The sequence below is a fragment of the Caballeronia sp. BCC1704 genome, from assembly GCF_902833455.1.
Taxonomy (GTDB): Bacteria; Pseudomonadota; Gammaproteobacteria; order Burkholderiales; family Burkholderiaceae; genus Caballeronia.
The window spans coordinates 52,577-69,119 of record NZ_CADFFT010000005.1; the positions used below are offsets into that span (position 1 = coordinate 52,577).

Genomic DNA, 16,543 nt, shown 5'->3' on the forward strand with positions numbered 1-16,543 from the left:
CCCTGAAAGCGGCCCGACTCGGATGCACGGCTCGTCTACGTGGCCTTGGGCGTCATGGCGTCCGCTGTGATCAGCGGCGCACTTCGGCTCCGGCCACGATGTCCATTGCGCTAACCGGCAGTGCGCGCGAATCAGCGCGACGACCGGCGCCGCGCGCCCGGCATCTGGTGGGCATGCGGCGTGCTCGCTTCTCCAGCCTTTTCAACGAAAGCGAAACGCATGAACATCGTCTGTGTGGCGTGGGGGTCGTTGCTATGGAATCTCAAAGGGTTCCGCATCGACGGAGAATGGCGCGAGGGCGGCCCGCTGCTTCCGCTCGAATTCGCACGCCATTCGGACGGCGAGATCGTGAGCCTCGTCGTACTGGAGTCGGGACCTTTGCAACCCACGTTCTGGGCGCGGGTCGCTCTCGACTCGCTCGACGCCGCGCGCGAGGCGTTGCGCGCGCGTGAGGATGTGCGCGCCAATGTCGTCGAATGGATCGGCAGCATTCCCGCGCCGTCAGGCATGACGTATCCGCAATCGCATGCAATCGCCTCATGGCTCGAACGCAACGGCGCCGACGCCGTGATCTGGACGGCGCTGCCGCCCAAATCGCGCGAGGTCAACGGCCGCATGCCGAGCGTCGATGAGGCGGTCACCTATCTGCAATCGCTCGGCGAAGAAGAGCGCGGCCGCGCCGAAGCCTATGTCCGGCAGTCGCCCGTCGGCATTCGAACGCCGTTTCGCGAGCGTTTCGAGGAGGTCTTCGGCTGGACGCCGACGAGCGCGGAAACGTGAACCGCACGAGAATGGCCCACTGCCACGTGAACCTCATCGATCGATGCCGCTCAATCCCGATTCCCCTCTGACCCGGCTCATGCTCGCGCCGGTTCGCTCGGGCAAAGTCGTATGGATCGGCCTGCGCGCCGCGCGGCGCGTGCCGCTCGTCGAAGTGCGCTCGGTTCGCGCATCGACAGACGGAGGGTTGGAAGGCGATCACTACAGCCGCACGCGCGGCAATCGGCAAGTCACGCTCATCGCAGCTGAAAGCCTGCGGGCGATTGCGAGCCATCTCGGGCGCGAGCGCGTGTCGCCACTGGACCTTCGGCGCAACATCGTTACAGAGGGCATCAACCTGAGTGCGCTGAAGGACCGGCAGGTCCGCATCGGCAGCGCGGTCCTTTTCGTGACCGGTGAATGTCATCCCTGTTCGCGGATGGAAGAAACCTTCGGCGTGGGCGGATACAACGCCGTGCGAGGCTTCGGCGGCGTCACGGCGCGCGTCGTCGAAGAGGGCGTCATCGAGACGGGCAGTCTGGTCGAGCCGGTCGGTCTTCTGCAACCGTGAGGCGAAACGGCGGACGAGGGCAGGGCTCTCATCCGCCGCGCATGGCGAACTCACTGCGAGACAGCCGGCGCATTGTCCGTCAACCGGCTTTAGGCTGGTGCATGATGGGCGCGGAAATCAGGCAGCGGTCGCCAGATCGGTGAGAAAGCGCACCCGCTTCAAGCGCGTCGGCGTGCTCGTGCGCAACGCGCCGTGCCGTTTATTCCTCTTAGCGTTCAGCATCGCATCGTCCCGATTCTGGTATCCGGACACCTTCGTTGCAAGGCACGTCGCACCAGTGCAACAATGCATTGCATCCGCCGCTCTTCCACCAAGATGCCGGCGTCCGTACTCTCCCCACATCGCGTTGCGCACTTCGTCGTACCAGCCGCCACCCACGGTAGCGGTTGTCATATTGGCGCCGGAAAATAATCGCCGGCTAATGCTCTATAACGTCAAAGAGGAAATGACCATGCCGTACGTCACAACGAAAGACAACGTCGAAATCTTCTACAAGGACTGGGGTCCGAAGGATGCGCAGCCGATCGTCTTCCATCACGGCTGGCCGTTGTCTTCCGACGACTGGGACGCGCAGATGCTCTTCTTCGTGCAGAAGGGTTATCGCGTGATCGCTCATGACCGGCGCGGTCATGGCCGCTCGACGCAGGTTTCGGACGGACACGACATGGACCACTACGCGGCGGACGCCTTCGCCGTCGTCGAGGCGCTCGACCTGCGCAATGCGGTGCACATCGGCCATTCGACCGGCGGCGGGGAAGTGGCGCGCTATGTGGCGAAGCACGGCGAACCGGCGGGGCGCGTCGCCAAGGCCGTGCTCGTCAGCGCCGTGCCGCCGCTCATGCTCAAGACTGAAGCGAATCCCGAAGGTCTGCCGCTCGACGTGTTCGACGGCTTCCGTAAGGCGCTCGCCGACAACCGCGCGCAGTTCTTTGTCGATGTTCCCGCGGGCCCGTTCTACGGATTCAATCGTCCGGGCGCGACCGCGCATCAGGGCGTGGTCCAGAACTGGTGGCGCCAGGGCATGATGGGTAGCGCCAAGGCGCACTACGACGGCATCAAGGCGTTCTCCGAGACCGACCAGACGGAAGACCTGCGCGCCATCTCCGTGCCGACGCTCGTGCTGCACGGCGAAGACGACCAGATCGTGCCCATCGCCGATGCTGCGTTGAAGTCGATCAAGCTGCTCAAGAACGGCACGCTGAAGACGTATCCCGGCTTCTCGCACGGCATGTTGACGGTCAACGCGGAAACGCTCAACGCGGACCTTCTCGCGTTCATTCAGTCCTGAGCGACAGACGTAAGCGACAGACGTAAGTCACCCATGCCGGGCTCGCGCAAGCGAGCCTGCGCTGCACGCGGCGGCGCGCGGCTCCATCAGGAGTCCGCGGCTGCCGCGTTCTTCATTCTGGCATTCCTGAATGCCTTTGCGCCTCGCGCCGTCGAGCGCATCGGCCGCCGCAATAGAATGCAGGTCCGAGCTTGCATGGACTGCGCCGCTGCGGCCGAAGCGCGCTTCGTCCGTTTGCGCTGCCGCGTCCCCCCTATTTACGGGTGGGCGACGCAGGACCGTATCGGCGTATTGTTGTGTCGTTTCGCGTCAACGGCGGCCACGTGAACGGTGGTACGCCGCGCGGATCGACTTGCCCTCGCGCCGCGAGCGAGCATCAGCCGTTGGCCGGGCCGACACGCGCGGCATACGTTCATCGAGCATGGACGCGGCACATCTTAAGAATAAAGTGGGAGACATCATGAGCGGTACGAATTCGGGAACCTTGGTTCATCGGTTTCTGCACTGGGAGCAAACGCAACCGGATGCGATCTATCTGACCGAACCGACGCCGGACGGACACGTCGTCGACTACACGTGGAAGGACGTCGGCGACGAGGCGCGGCGCATGGCCGGCTGGCTGCGCTCGTTACAGTTGCCCCCAGGCAGCTCTATCTCCATCGTCGGCAAGAACAGCGCGCACTGGATCATCGCGGATTTGGCCATCTGGCTCGCCGGCCACGTTTCGGTGCCGCTCTATCCCACGATCAATCCCGATACCGCTCGATACGTCTTCGAGCATTGCAACGTGCGCGTGGTATTCGTCGGCAAGCTTGACGGCGTGACCGACGCATGGAACGCCATCCGCAAGGTCGTTCCTGCGAACGCGCGGCTCGTTGGCCTGCCGATGTCGCCGGCCACGCCCGAAGCGTCCTGGTGGAGCGATATCGTCGCCGACACCGCGCCGCTCGAAGACGTGCATCTGCCGTCGCCGGACGAACTCGCGACGATCATCTACACGTCGGGCAGCACGGGGCGTCCAAAGGGCGTCATGCACAGCTTCGGCACCATCTTCGCGTACGCCACGCGCTCGGGCGACTTCGGCAGCTTCACGCCGGCCGAGCGCGTGCTCTCGTATTTGCCGCTCGCGCACACGGCCGAGCGCTCGTTCGTCGAAGCCAATTCGCTGTGCCACGGCTTTCGCGTGTTCTTCAACGACAGCCTTGCGACCTTCGTGCAAGATCTGCTGCGGGCGCGGCCCACGCTTTTCATCTCCATGCCGCGTCTGTGGACCAAGTTCTATCACGGCATCTGCGCGAAGCTGCCGCAAGAGCAGCAGGCGCTGCTGCCTTCGGACACGCCCGAAGCCGGCGCGCTCAAACGCCAGATCTTGACTATGCTCGGCCTTGACGCCACGCGGCTCGCGTTCACCGGGTCCGCGCCGCTGCCGGAGGAAATCACGAACTGGTATCGCGCGCTCGGTCTCGAACTGCTGGACGTGTACGGGATGACGGAGAACTTCTCGTATTCGCACTACAGCCGCCCCGGACTTGTGCGCCTCGGCTATTCGGGTCAGGCGATGCCCGACGTCGAATGCAAGATAGCCGAGAGTGGCGAGATTCTGCTGAAGTCGCCGACGATGATGCTCGGGTACTATCGCCAGCCCGAGCTGACTGCGGACAGTTTCACGGGAGACGGATTCTTCAGGACAGGCGATCGCGGTGAACTGGACGAGATCGGCCGGCTGAAGATCACCGGTCGAGTGAAGGAGATTTTCAAAACGAGCAAGGGCAAATACGTGACCCCGGCGCCGATAGAGAACCGGCTGAGTCATCCGAAGGTGGAAGCGGTCTGCGTCACGGGACCGGCATTCGCGCAGCCGTTCGCGCTCGTGATGCTGTCGGCGGCGGCACAGGGCGATCTCGACGCCCCCGCGACGCGCGAAGCCTTGCGGGCGGAACTACGCGCGTTGCTGGACAACGTTAACGCGACGCTCGAAGACCACGAGAAGCTGGACTTCATCGTGGTCGTCAAGGATTCGTGGCGGATCGACAGCGGCCTGCTCACGCCGACGATGAAAATCAGGCGCGGCAGTATCGAGGAGCGTTACCTGTCGGCTGCCCGCGCGTGGGCCGAACTCGGGCAATCGGTCATTTTCGAGGACGAAGTCCTGCAAGCGCAACACTGACGCTGCGGGAGCGTCGCCCGAAACGCCGCGCGCGTGCCAGAGCGCGCGGCGTTTCGCTTATCGGAGCGCGTCTTTTATCGAGGCCAGGCCGAGAAGCGATATTTCACGTCGTTCGCGAGCATGGGCCGAAACGCCGACGCTCACCATCTCGCAGTCCCACGCGAGTTGATGCTTCGTCGAGAGCAAGGGTTTCCTGGAGGTATCGGCCGAAGGGGTGAGCCGTTGCAGGCCGGCCGCGTCGGCGCCGCTTTGCACGTACGCGACGCGCGCGCACACGCAGCCTTGCTGATGCCGCGCGCCGATATCGCTCGCGAGCCGCATCGCGCGCTCGTCGTCGAACGTCTCGCGGCCGATGATGCTCGCGCTGCGCAACGAAGTAGCACTTCGAAGCGCCTGCCGCGCCCAATGCCCGCCGCCGACGTCCAGCGCCGATCCGTACGGATATGGATTCCAAGCCATACCCTCCGGCCAGCCCAAGCGCGGCCGAATGCTGCAGTCAACGGCTATGCGCCCGCTCGGCCTTCCACTCGCTCTGGTCCATCGCGAGACGGAAACCCAGGTGCGACATGCCGTTCATCGGGTCGGTGCCGCGCCGCGCGCTCACGCGGTAGCTCTGGCAATACGTTTCGCTGCACAGAAAGGAGCCGCCGCGCGTCACGCGTTCGGGCGCGTAGGCCGTGGGGCCGTTCTCCGGATCGAAACTCTGCGTCGGTCCCGCCGGATTGCTCACGACATCGCCGCGAGCCGCTTCGATGCGAAACGCGTCGGCGCGATACCAGTCCGCGACCCACTGCCACACGTTGCCGGCCATATCGAAGAGGCCATAGCCGTTCGCCGGAAAACTGCCGACCGGCGACGTGCCGACCTGCACCTTCTCGTGCGCGTCCGGCAGGTTGACGGGAAACGTGTGCGCGCTGTCGTTCCACGTGTTGGCCATTTGACGGCCGCCCGGTGTAAATTCCGCGCCCCACGCGAAGTCCGCCTGTTGCAGGCCGCCGCGCGCGGCGTACTCCCATTCGGCCTCGGTCGGCAGCCGCTTGTGCGCCCAGCGCGCATAGGCGAGCGCATCCTCGTACGACACCTGCACGACCGGGTGATTCTCCTTGCCGGCGATGCTGCTGTCAGGCCCGGTCGGATGCCGCCAGTTTGCGCCGGGCACGAATGTCCACCAGCGCGTGTAGTCGTTGAGCGGCACGGGGGCGTCGGTGCCGGTAAAGACGAGCGCGCCGGGAACCAGCGTGCTCTCGGGCGGACGCGGCGTGCCCGGCGGCAACTGCACTTGCAGATCTTCCCAGCGTGGCTTGCGCTCCGCCGTGGTCACATAGCCGGTCGCCGCGACGAAGCGCGCGAACTCGGCATTGGTCACATCGTGCCGGTCCATCCAGTAGCCGCCGAGCTTGACCGTGTGCGCCGGGCCTTCGTTCGGCAGCGCGTGCGGGTGAGCGCTGCCCATCGCGAACGTGCCGCCCGGTATCCATACCATGTCGTTCGGGCCGCTGCGGCCGTCGCCGACGGTCAGCGCCGCGGGCTCGCGCCGCTCGTATTCGTAGTAAGCGAAAGCGGAGCCCGCCAGCATGACGGCAAGCGCCACGACGCTCGCAAAGCGCCGTTGTCGAATCGTGAGCTTCATCTCGAGTCTCGTTCGCGCCTGAGCGCCCGCTCTCGCGGGAGAGCGGGCGCCGCGCATCACTTCAGGGAGATTACGTGGCGTGGCGGGTATTTCTTGAGCACCTCGCGATACCGCTGCATTTCCGCCACGAGCGGCACCGAGACCGGAATGTGACGAATCGCAACGGACTCCTCTTCTTTCGGGTCGCTGTACAGATTGAAGACGAGCGCGGTCCACGCCGACTGCATCGTGCCGGAGAAGCCGCCGTTGTAGCCTTGCCGCGTGACCGAATCGCCCACTTGCATCTTCTGCATCAGCTTGAATTCGTCGACGCGCACGGCCGACAGTTCGTCGTTCCAGAAGTAGAAGATGCTGCGCCGGTTCGACACGCCTTTGTCGGCGAGCAGGAACGAAGTCTGGTCGATGCCGTCGATATAGCTGCTCGCCGGCACGAGCTTCGACACAGCCGCGCCGGGCTGACCGGCGAGGGCGACCGACGTATTGAAGATGTCGGCGAAATCGAACAGGCCGTCCGAGCGGCGCGGCTCGACCATGCCTTTCCAGTAGACGAAAAACGGCGAGCGCACGCCGCCTTCCCACGTCGAACCCTTGCCGCCGCGAAACATCGTGCGTCCGGCGGGCTGCACTTCCTGTTCCGGCCCGTTGTCGGAGGCGAAGAAGATGATCGTGTTGTCCAGCTCGCCATTGGCTTCAAGCGTGTCGATCATCTTCTTGAAGATGTCGTTCACCTCGACGATGCAATCGCCATAGTTCGTGCGCGCCGCCGACCGGCCGCGGTAGTAGTCGTTCGGATAGTTGTCGAAATGGCAGGCGCGCGGCGCGTAATAGAGAAAGAAGGGCTTCGCGGCGTCTTTCTGCCGGTCGAGGAACGCGACCGTGTAGTCCAGCCACTTCTGATCGAGATCCCTGATGGTGTCCGTGTTGATCTCGTAGAGGCTCTCGATCTTGCCGCCTTTCACGGCATGAACATCGCTCTTGTTGAACGGCAGATTCAGGATGTAGCGATACCGCTCCGGACTGAGCGCGACCTCGGGGTTGTACTGCGGATCGCGCCATTCCGTGTACATGTCGGACACGGAGAGGAACCCGCGGAAATCGTCGAAGCCGACGTTCTGCGGCTGGGAGCCCTCGTTCTCGCCCATATGCCACTTGCCGACCGCCTGCGTCGTGTAGCCCGCGCGCGACAGCAGTTCGGGCAGGGTGGTGAGTCCCGCGAGTCCGCCGGGCTGGCCGTACATCGGCGGCACCTGGATGCCGTGGTGCGCCATGTTCTGCCCGGTCATGATGGTGGCGCGCGTGGGCGAGCAGCTCGGCTGCGAATACGCTGAACTCAGAATGAGGCTTTGCTTTGCGATGCGGTCGACGTCCGGCGTCGCGTTGCCCACGGCGTCGCCGCCGCCGTTGAAGCCGAAGTCGCTGTAGCCCACGTCGTCGAGCAGAAAGACGACGATGTTCGGCCGCTTGCCGGTCTTGCCACGCAGCGCAGCGAGCTTTTGCGCTGCCTCGTCGGCCTGATCGGCGTGCTCGACGACGGGCTCCATGTTGTCCGCGATCTTCGTCGCGCGGCGCGCGAGATACTGGTTCGGCTGGTTGTAGCCGGGGAGGTTGTCGACCCGGGTGGGCTGCGTGATGGAAGGGCTGCTGGACGTCGCCGCGAGCGTCTGGCTCGCCGCGATGACGGCCGCCGACGCGGCCAGCAGCAGAGCCGGGATGAAACGTTTCATGCTGTCTCCGATGGTTGTTTCCGCGCCGGACGGCGGCGAGTCCGTGCCGGCGAGCGCGGCGCGCGACGCGCTGGCAAGCCGATGCCGCAAGCCCGACGCGCGATGTTCGCGTCGCTGCTGGCGCCGGCGATGCGGCACGTTGCGAGAATAGCAATGCTGAACAATGCGCCGCCCCCCTCTGAAATGGGGGGCGACGCGTGTAGTCCGTGCGCGGCTTTCGCTGCGAGCGAAAGCGCCGTCGCTCAGAACTGCTCGTCCAGCAGCGCGAGCACGCCGTCGTCGCCCCGTGCGCTCAGAATCGCGACTTCGAGCGTCAGCGCGCGGGGCAAAATGTGCGTCGCGTAGAAGTGCGCGGTCGCCTCCTTCGCGCCGTAGAAGAGCGGATCGCCCGCTTCCAGCGTCGCTGCGGCCATGAGCGCGCGCGCCATCTGCCAGCCGCACAGCACGGTGCCGGAAAGCATCAGATAAGGCACGCTGCCCGCGAAGATGGCGTTCGGGTCCGACTTCGCATGCGTCAACATGAAGTCGATCGCACGCGCGAGCGCGGCGCGGCCCGCATCGAGATGGCCGTGCATCGCCGCGAACGCCGGGCGGCTGCCGAACGCCGGATGCGCGCGCAGTTCGCCGAGCGTCCGGTCGATGCGCGCGAGCATCTGCGTCGCGACCGCGCCGCGATCGCGCAGCGTCTTGCGGCCGAGCAGGTCGTTCGCCTGAATGGCCGTGGTGCCTTCGTAGATCGGCAGAATGCGCGCGTCGCGGTAGTACTGGGCCGCGCCGGTCTCTTCGATGAAGCCCATGCCGCCGTGCACCTGAATGCCGATGCTCGTCACTTCCACCGACAGTTCCGTGCTGAACCCCTTGACGATCGGCACGAGGTATTCGTAGATCGCGCGGTGTTCGGCGCGCACGGCGTTATCGGCGTGGTGCTGCGCGAGATCGTGATGCGAAGCCGCTGCGTAGGCGAGGGCGCGCGCGCCTTCCGTGAGCGCGCGCATGGTGGCGAGCATGCGCTTCACGTCCGGATGGCGGATGATCGGAACCGCCCGCTCCGACGAGCCGTCCACCGGGCGGCTTTGCACGCGTTCCTTCGCATACGCGGCGGCCTTCTGGTAAGCGCGGTCCGCCATGCCGATTCCCTGCAGGCCGACAGCGAAGCGCGCCGCGTTCATCATCACGAACATGTATTCGAGGCCGCGATTTTTCTCGCCGATGAGAAAGCCCGTTGCGCCGCCGCCGTCGCCGAATTGCAGCACCGCCGTCGGGCTTGCGCGGATACCGAGCTTGTGTTCGAGCGAGACGCAGTGCACGTCGTTGCGCTTGCCGAGCGAGCCATCCGCGTTCGGCACGAACTTCGGCACGAGAAAGAGCGAGATGCCCTTGATGCCCTCGGGCGCGTCCGGCGTGCGCGCCAGCACGAGATGGACGATATTCGACGCCATGTCGTGCTCGCCCCACGTGATGAAAATCTTGGTGCCGAAAATTCGATACGCGCCGTCTTCCGCCGGTTCCGCCCGCGCGCGCAGCAGGGCGAGATCGGAGCCGGCTTGTGGCTCGGTCAGGTTCATGGTGCCGGTCCACTCGCCGCTGATGAGCTTCGGCAGATACCGCGCTTTCTGCTCGGCCGAACCCGCGAGCAGCAACGCGTCGATGGCGCCGTCGGTGAGCGAAGGACACGTGCCGAACGATAGATTAGCCGCCATCAGCATTTCGAGGCACGGCGCGGCGATCAACTTCGGCAGACCCTGACCGCCGAATTTCACCGGACGCATCAAGCCTTGCCAGCCGCCTTTCACAAATTGCGCGAAGGCCTCGGCGAACCCCGGCGACGCGCTGACCTCGCCGTCGCGCCAGACCGGAGGATGACGGTCGCCCGCCGCGTTCAACGGCGCGAGCACCTCCCCGCACAGCCTCGCGCCTTCTTCGAGAATGGCCTGCGCCGTGTCGCGCGTGGCATCGGCGCAACCCGGCAGCGCGGCGACCTTATCGAGTCCGGCCAGCTCGGTCATCACGAACATCATGTCGCGAATGGGCGGGGTGTAGCTCATGGTTCTTCCTGAGTGGTCTGAGTGCATGACGACGCCGGCCTCAACACGATTGCGATCGTGGCGGACAACGACTCCGCAGCCGTGCCGGTTCCGACCGGCATGGTGGCGCATCGGTGCGACGCTGCCGCCCCTCGAAACGAGGGGTGAACGCGCGCGGGCGCCATCATCGCGAGGGGAAGGGGTGCATCGAACCGGTTGTTCAGCGACACAAGTCGAGCACGACTGCGTGGTCCGCGTGAAGCGGCCGTCGGGGCTTCGCAAGGCGCCGCGGCAGGTGCGCTCCGTCCAAAGAGACGGGCCGCGGCATTGTGGAAAACGAACGGGCGCGAAGCGCTGACGGCGTTGCGCGTGGCCGAAAGCGCGGGCGTCGCCATCCGCTCGCTCGACGAATACTTCCCGACCATGGATTCGCTGATCGGCGCAATGTTCGACGACTACAGCAACGAATTGCGCGATGCGCTGCTCGCGGGTATCGCGGCGTTGCCGGCAATGGCGACGCTCCTCGACGGCATCCTGCTGACGCTGACGGTCGGGCTCGGCGTGCATCGCAAGAGGATGCTGCTCTATCCGGCCTTCAATGTCCGCTCGATCCACTATGACCAACTTGTGCGGCTGCATCTCGTGAAGGCGGACGAAATCCGGCATCCGTGCGCCACGCCGGCGCTGATGGCGCGCTGCACACGCTGCTTACGCTGCCCCGCGCGATGATGCCCGAACGCCCCGACTATCTCGCCGCGCCGGACACGCCGACGCTGCTTGCGCGGATGATTCACGCGCTCCTCACGACGGAATCGCGTTGAAGGCGCGGCTTTGCCTACCGCTCGCCGGCCGCCCCCTATTCGCGAGGGGGGCGGGGCATCGAGCCATGCGCCTATGCTTGCGGTGCAAAGAGCATGGTGGGCGACGGAGCTTCGCGGTACGAATGATTTCGGATTCGACAGCGGGCGATCGTTGCAGGTCCAGCGTTCAAGAACATCTGCCGCGCTTCGCGTCGACTGGCGCGGTCATTTAAGGGGAACACGTTGAAGCAATTGAAGAAATGCCTCCTTCTTCCGGTGCTGTGCGCGACGGTCGCCCTGGCGCACGCGCAACCCGCGAGCGACGTTTCAGCGAGCGCCGAATCCGCGTCCGCCCCTCGTCAGAAAGACAAGGCGGCTGATCGCGCGCTGCGCAAGGACGTCATTCGCTCGCTCACCCGCACGAAAGGGCTGAACACTGCGCGCATCACGGTGCGCGTGAAAAATGGCGTGGTGATGCTGCAAGGTTCCGTCGCGGACCAGTCGGAGATCGACGTGGCAACGCGCGCCGCTGCGACCACGCCGGGCGTCGCGTCGGTCAAGAACAGCCTCACCATTCAGGGGCCGATGGGTAGTGAGTAGACAGCGAGTAGGCCCGCGCGCCCGCGTGACGAAAACACGCGCGCAGAATGAAAAAGCCCGTCGCGATGCGACGGGCTCTTCGCTTCGACATCGGCAGCAGCGTCAGTCCGCGGTCGTCGAGAGTTCGAGGCGTAGTTCGTTCATCGACATGACGACGCCCGTCGGCGAATTGTCGCCGTTCACGCGCACGAGCGAGACGACGACTTGCTTCAGTTCCGCAGGCGTCAGGCCGCGCAGGGCATCGTTCGCAGGCAGCGTCAGCGTGCCGCCGGCATGGTGCATGGCCGCCGACACTTCGAACGGTCCGACCGTTCCGACGAAGCGCGCTTGCGCGCTCGGATCGGCGTCTCCGGCAGACGGCAAGTTGACGTACACGTTATAGAAATAGCCGCCTTGCTTGCCGAGCGACGTGACCGTCACCGTGTCGAGCACGATCTTCGCGAACTTGGCCTGGCCGGGCGCGGCCTGCGCGTTCGGGCTGGCGTTCGAGGCTGCCGGAGTGGTCAAAGTCGAGGTCACCGCGGTTTGCAGCGCCGTCACATCCGACGTTGCCAGCGAAACCGCCGCGCTCACCGATTTCTCGTTGAGCTTGACATTCGCCACGCCGCCGAGCGAGCGGCGACCGTTCCCGATCGTGCGGGGCCCGGTCGCACTGAAGTTGCCGATGGCCGGGCGCGTCCGAATCGGCGGAATCTGCGCCTGCACGCGGATGATTCTGCCCACCTGCGCGCTAGGCGGCATGGACGTCGGCAACGAATTATTCGCGTACGAATAGCCCAGCAGCGAAGGCTGATACGTCTTCGACTTCGCTATCGTGAGTCCGGACGCATACGTGAACGAACCGTTCCAGTACGAATCCGTCGGCGACGGATAATTGGTTCGCGCGAGGCCCGCCCATCCGTCGAACAGGCGGTCGACGTTTGCGTGATGCAGGTAGAAGATCGGATCGGTCGGCGACTGCATGTCGGCCATCCATCCACCGATAATGTCGTGCACCGGATTGTGCGGCGCATTTTCGAAAGACGCTTCGTACGAGTTACTGGTGCCGCGCTGGAAGTTATTGACCTGCGTCGAGAACGGCGCCATGGTCAGCGCGTTATAGACGTTCGAGTTCTGGCGGCCCGACACGTACAACGGATTACCCGTCGCGCTATCGAGAAACTCGCTCGGAATGGTCGGATGCGCGTAGTAGTCCCAATAAGGCAACGTGAGCGAGCTGTCTCCGCTCACGGTTCGGAGCTGCTGCTCGAAATAGTAGAGATAGCCGCGGTGCCATGCAAAAAAGTACGGCGCCATATGCGGGCAGTAGTTCAAGTGAACATTCACCCAGTACGTCCACGAAGTCGGCTTGCTTGCATCCGTGACGGCCTTCATCAGCTTGATGGCGTTGAGGAACGACGCATATTGCGGCGTCGTTTTGAACGTTTGCCATTCGACCCGGACGTGGCCCGTGGTAGCCGTCATGCCGGGAATGGGAAGCGACATCAACGCCGCGGCGGACGCCGAGCTTTTCAGGAAAGTCCGGCGGCTATAGGGGTTCTTGGCCATATTGATTCTCCTACGGCTAAATCGGTGTTTTGTGCGCGGGGACGCGTTAGGGCCGTGTGCACCGGCAGATGCACAGGCGAGATCATGAGTGCGGTATCGGACCGACCGGACATACGATACCCGTCATCGCGCGCGCGGTAAGCCGCAGTTGCCGCCAGAATGTGGCACGCCGCACACTAGGCAGTTCTGCCGGGCAGCGGGTGAAGGGCATTTGTAGGAAAGCCCTCGACGGGTGCGCAATCCGACCGGTCGGTCGTGCAAAGGTGCCGCGGCTCTCGCGCAACACTTTGCACGTGTGCGCTCCGGTAAATGTCGCGCTCACCGAGAGTTGAGGAGCGCGCCGGCCCGCTCAGCGCTTGTATTGGTTCTATTGACCGGCGGGTCTTAGGCGCGTTCAGTCGTTGTCAAGCTCGGCGTTCGCATCATTGCGCACGAAGCCGGCATCGTGTAGTTGGAAAGTATCCTGCGGCAGACGTTCACGGTCGACCGCCGTCACGCGCCAGACGACGCCCTGCGACGAGGACCAGATCACGAGCGGCAAGCGGTCCTTCTCGCTCCAGCAGACGCGATGCGTCTCGCCCGCCTGCTCGATCCCATACCACCGACACGTCGACAAGGGCGCGTCCGTCTTCGGCGGCGCTTCGGCCGGCACGATGCGGTACGCGCCGACCGGATGCCGCAGTCCGTGCGAGAGATCGAACCAGTCCGAGAAGCGCCCCAGACGCACGAGATTGTTCCGGTCGATGCGCGTCGTGATGCGCTTGTCGTAGTCGACGACGATCATTTGATAATCGTTCGGGTCCGACGCGTCGCGAATGACGTAGGTGTCGACGGCATCGTCGGTACGGCGGCGCAGGCGCGACTCGCCGTCGCGCCAGACCTGCATCGTGTGAAGGCCGTCGCGCGCCGAATACTTCACCGTGAAGTGAAGCGTCGGCGGCTCGCCTTGCGCGGAAAACGCGGACTCGAACGTCGGCGCATGCGCCTTCTTCGGCGAGCCGTGCGCGGGAGAACAGAGCAAAAACGCGCCGCACAGCGATGCGAGCATCGCCGCGCGGCCGCGCTTAACGACGAATGGCCTTGGCATAGTCGAAGTAGCGATATGTCTTGTTGTCCACGGTCAGATCCTTGACCGCGAGGTTGATGGTGTAGGTGCCCTGCGCGAGCGACGTGTCGGCGGTGGCGCCGGTCGGGTCCGTGGGCAGTTCGAAGCGCAAGCCCGTGGCCACCGAAGGCGGCGTGACCACCGACGCCGCCACGCTCGGCGTCGCACTGCTCGCGGCATTCTTGAGCGATTCGTTGATGATGCGGCCATCAGCCTGCGGCATCGAAAGACCGAGCAGGTAGGCTACCGTCGGCGCGACATCGACGTTGCCGGTCGGCGTGCTGACGACCGTCGACGGCTTGAACGACGGACCGTTCGCGATCAGCGTGTTGTGCACGTCGTTGATGCCGAAACTGCCGTGCATGCCGCGCTGTCCGCCGACGCTTTCGAACTCGATGCCAGGCATGCCCTGAACGCTCGTCTGATCGTCCCACGTGAAGCTCGCGACCACGTCCGGCTGGCCGTTGTTCTGGCGCTGGGCGTTTTCGAGGTTCACCATCGACAACGGCAGGGTGCCTGGCAGGTTGCCGTAGCGGCTATCCACGAAGATGGCGCCGAACTCTTCGCGCTGTTGCAGCACTTGCACGAGCTTACGGATGGTGGCGGGATCGTGGCCCGGCACGTAAAAGTAGTCGGAACCGCCGTTCGCCGCAATGACGATGCCGTTCGCCGGCAAGCCGCCGACCGCGGGCACCTTGAAGCTCGCGACGGGCGCGGGCAGGTTCGCGCTGATCGCCTGATACTTCGTGTTGGCCGCGCCGCACAGCGTGCCGGTCGTATCGTTCTTCACGGGCACGGTGGGCGTGCCGTTTGCCGTCAGACCGTACATGGCCGAGGTGACGCAGCCGGAGCCGTCGTAGGCGTTGAAGCCGCGGAAAGTGAGGAGGTCGGCCGAGCGCACGTCGCCGGAGAACGAGTAGCCGTTCGCGTTGACGGCGCCGAGCGCGGCGGCGTCGGTGCCGCTCGTCGAGCCGTTGACGGGGCTGCCCGAAGGCGGCGTCGCGGACGGCGTGATCGCGCGCAGCGGATACAGCGCGAGCGGACCCGACACGGTCGAATGCCCGTGGTCCGACACGACGACGATGTTGGTCGTCTCGTAGAGATTGTTGGCTTTCAGGCCTGCGATCAACTCGCCGAGCCGCGCGTCTTGCGAACGCAGGCCGGCCTTCATGTTCGACGTGCCGGGACCATAGCCGTGCTCCACGTTGTCCGGCGTGCGGAACCAGATGAGCGACAGCATGGGCTGCTTCTTCGGCAGGATGTACTGCGTGAAGACGGACATCATGTACTTGTTGGCCGCGTCTTCCGGCGCGCCTTGCGTCGTGTCGGCGCTGTCGCGCGCGGCGACCGTGAGCTTGCCCGCCGGGTCGTAGGCAGTGGTGTTGAACGTGACGTAGCCGGCGCGCGCGGTCGGATCGCCGTTGCTGGACGCGAGCGTGACCGCGTCGTTGCCGGAATAGCCGAACACCGTGTTCTTCGGCACGGCGATGTTCGCGGCCTGGAGTTCGGACACGAGGCTGCGCGGCTGCACGGTGTTTTCGTCGAGGAAGTAGCCGCCCTGGTTCAGGTTCTGGATGTATGCCGCGCCCGATTTGCCGATGGCGGCCGTCACCATGCCGGCGGCCTGCGCGGTGGCGAACAGACTCTTGACCAGCAACAACTGGCCGCCGTAATAGTTATTGAGCGTGGTCAGGACTTGATAGTCCTCGGTGAACACAGGATCGACGTAATCCTGGCTCCCACCCGAAGCTGACTTGCCGACGGGGATAGTGTTCGACGCGCCTTGCGGCGGTGTCCAGAACGTGTTGCCGTAGAAGCCGCTCGTCTTCGGAAACGAGCCCGTCGCGAACGACGAGCCGTTCATCATCGTGAAGGTTGGATACGTCGAGTGATTGTCGGTGAAATTGACGCCGGCCTGACGGAGCGCGTAGAGGTTCGGCGTATCGGCCTGAGTGACCGAGTCGGGGCGCAGTCCATCCCACACCATGATGACGGTGCGCGTTGCCTGCTGGGGATTCGGATGCGACGCATCGTGTCCGCCGCAACCGAGTAGAGACACACTGCCCACCAGGGCCATTGACCAGAAACGCAAGCTCGCCATTCGATTCACTCCGTTAGTCTTGGACATCGTTTAGAGGAGCGAGGCTAATGACGTTGGATTACAAGGAAGTGACAAAGCTTGCGATTGTGTGTATCGGGCGCTTCATGGATTACTAAAGCGATACATTCGATGTACGGACACAGCCTTCCTCCGTTGCATGAAAGATGCGGAGGGTCTTACGATCGTCGCTGTTCCACCGGTTGCGGGTGCGCGAAGACGGCTGATG

At 64.7% G+C, this 16,543-nt stretch carries 13 protein-coding genes; 6 read left to right on the top strand and 7 right to left on the bottom strand.

Annotated features, from left to right (window positions below; translation table 11 throughout):
• Positions 1–219: 219 nt before the first annotated feature.
• From HWX53_RS23405 to HWX53_RS23420, 4 genes are all read left to right on the top strand, one after another.
• The gene (locus HWX53_RS23405) at positions 220–780 is read left to right on the top strand and encodes a hypothetical protein (RefSeq protein ID WP_175945401.1); all 561 of its coding nucleotides are present in this window, start codon (positions 220–222) and stop codon (positions 778–780) included.
• Positions 781–823: 43 nt separating this feature from the next.
• On the top strand, positions 824–1,330 hold the full coding sequence (locus tag HWX53_RS23410) for an MOSC domain-containing protein (RefSeq protein ID WP_175945404.1): 507 nt from the start codon (positions 824–826) through the stop codon (positions 1,328–1,330).
• 451 nt (positions 1,331–1,781) lie between these two features.
• The gene (locus HWX53_RS23415; protein ID WP_175945406.1) at positions 1,782–2,618 is read left to right on the top strand and encodes an alpha/beta hydrolase; all 837 of its coding nucleotides are present in this window, start codon (positions 1,782–1,784) and stop codon (positions 2,616–2,618) included.
• Positions 2,619–3,078: 460 nt separating this feature from the next.
• Complete coding sequence (locus HWX53_RS23420) at positions 3,079–4,785, top strand: AMP-binding protein (protein ID WP_175945408.1); 1,707 nt, start codon at positions 3,079–3,081, stop codon at positions 4,783–4,785.
• A gap of 57 nt (positions 4,786–4,842) precedes the next feature.
• Here the strand turns inward: HWX53_RS23420 and HWX53_RS27470 are convergent, their stop codons facing one another.
• The 4 genes from HWX53_RS27470 to HWX53_RS23440 form a co-directional block, all read right to left on the bottom strand.
• Positions 4,843–5,244, bottom strand: a complete 402-nt coding sequence (locus HWX53_RS27470) for a hypothetical protein (protein ID WP_208454812.1) — start codon at positions 5,242–5,244, stop codon at positions 4,843–4,845.
• A gap of 37 nt (positions 5,245–5,281) precedes the next feature.
• Positions 5,282–6,415, bottom strand: coding sequence for a formylglycine-generating enzyme family protein (locus HWX53_RS23430; protein ID WP_175945410.1), 1,134 nt, complete (start codon positions 6,413–6,415; stop codon positions 5,282–5,284).
• A 56-nt stretch (positions 6,416–6,471) separates the two neighbouring features.
• Complete coding sequence (locus HWX53_RS23435; RefSeq protein WP_175945412.1) at positions 6,472–8,139, bottom strand: sulfatase-like hydrolase/transferase; 1,668 nt, start codon at positions 8,137–8,139, stop codon at positions 6,472–6,474.
• A 242-nt stretch (positions 8,140–8,381) separates the two neighbouring features.
• Complete coding sequence (locus HWX53_RS23440) at positions 8,382–10,184, bottom strand: acyl-CoA dehydrogenase family protein (RefSeq protein WP_175945414.1); 1,803 nt, start codon at positions 10,182–10,184, stop codon at positions 8,382–8,384.
• Between the two features lie 306 nt (positions 10,185–10,490).
• On the opposite strand from HWX53_RS23440, the gene HWX53_RS27475 reads away from it, so the two are divergent.
• The gene (locus tag HWX53_RS27475; RefSeq protein WP_208454813.1) at positions 10,491–10,892 is read left to right on the top strand and encodes a hypothetical protein; all 402 of its coding nucleotides are present in this window, start codon (positions 10,491–10,493) and stop codon (positions 10,890–10,892) included.
• Between the two features lie 314 nt (positions 10,893–11,206).
• Positions 11,207–11,563 carry a BON domain-containing protein gene (locus HWX53_RS23450; RefSeq protein ID WP_175945416.1) on the top strand — a complete coding sequence of 119 codons (357 nt, stop codon included), beginning with the start codon at positions 11,207–11,209 and terminating at the stop codon, positions 11,561–11,563.
• A 102-nt stretch (positions 11,564–11,665) separates the two neighbouring features.
• Here the strand turns inward: HWX53_RS23450 and HWX53_RS23455 are convergent, their stop codons facing one another.
• The 3 genes from HWX53_RS23455 to HWX53_RS23465 all read right to left on the bottom strand — a co-directional run bounded on the left by HWX53_RS23455 (position 11,666) and on the right by HWX53_RS23465 (position 16,317).
• Positions 11,666–13,111: a tyrosinase family protein gene (locus tag HWX53_RS23455; protein ID WP_175945418.1), complete on the bottom strand. Its 1,446-nt coding sequence runs from the start codon at positions 13,109–13,111 to the stop codon at positions 11,666–11,668.
• Positions 13,112–13,505: 394 nt separating this feature from the next.
• A complete protein-coding gene (locus HWX53_RS23460) occupies positions 13,506–14,198 on the bottom strand; it encodes a hypothetical protein (protein ID WP_175945420.1) in 693 nt (230 codons plus the stop codon).
• Positions 14,176–16,317, bottom strand: a complete 2,142-nt coding sequence (locus HWX53_RS23465) for an alkaline phosphatase family protein (RefSeq protein ID WP_175945422.1) — start codon at positions 16,315–16,317, stop codon at positions 14,176–14,178. The genes HWX53_RS23460 and HWX53_RS23465 overlap by 23 nt, the downstream gene beginning before the upstream one ends.
• Positions 16,318–16,543 lie beyond the last annotated feature (226 nt).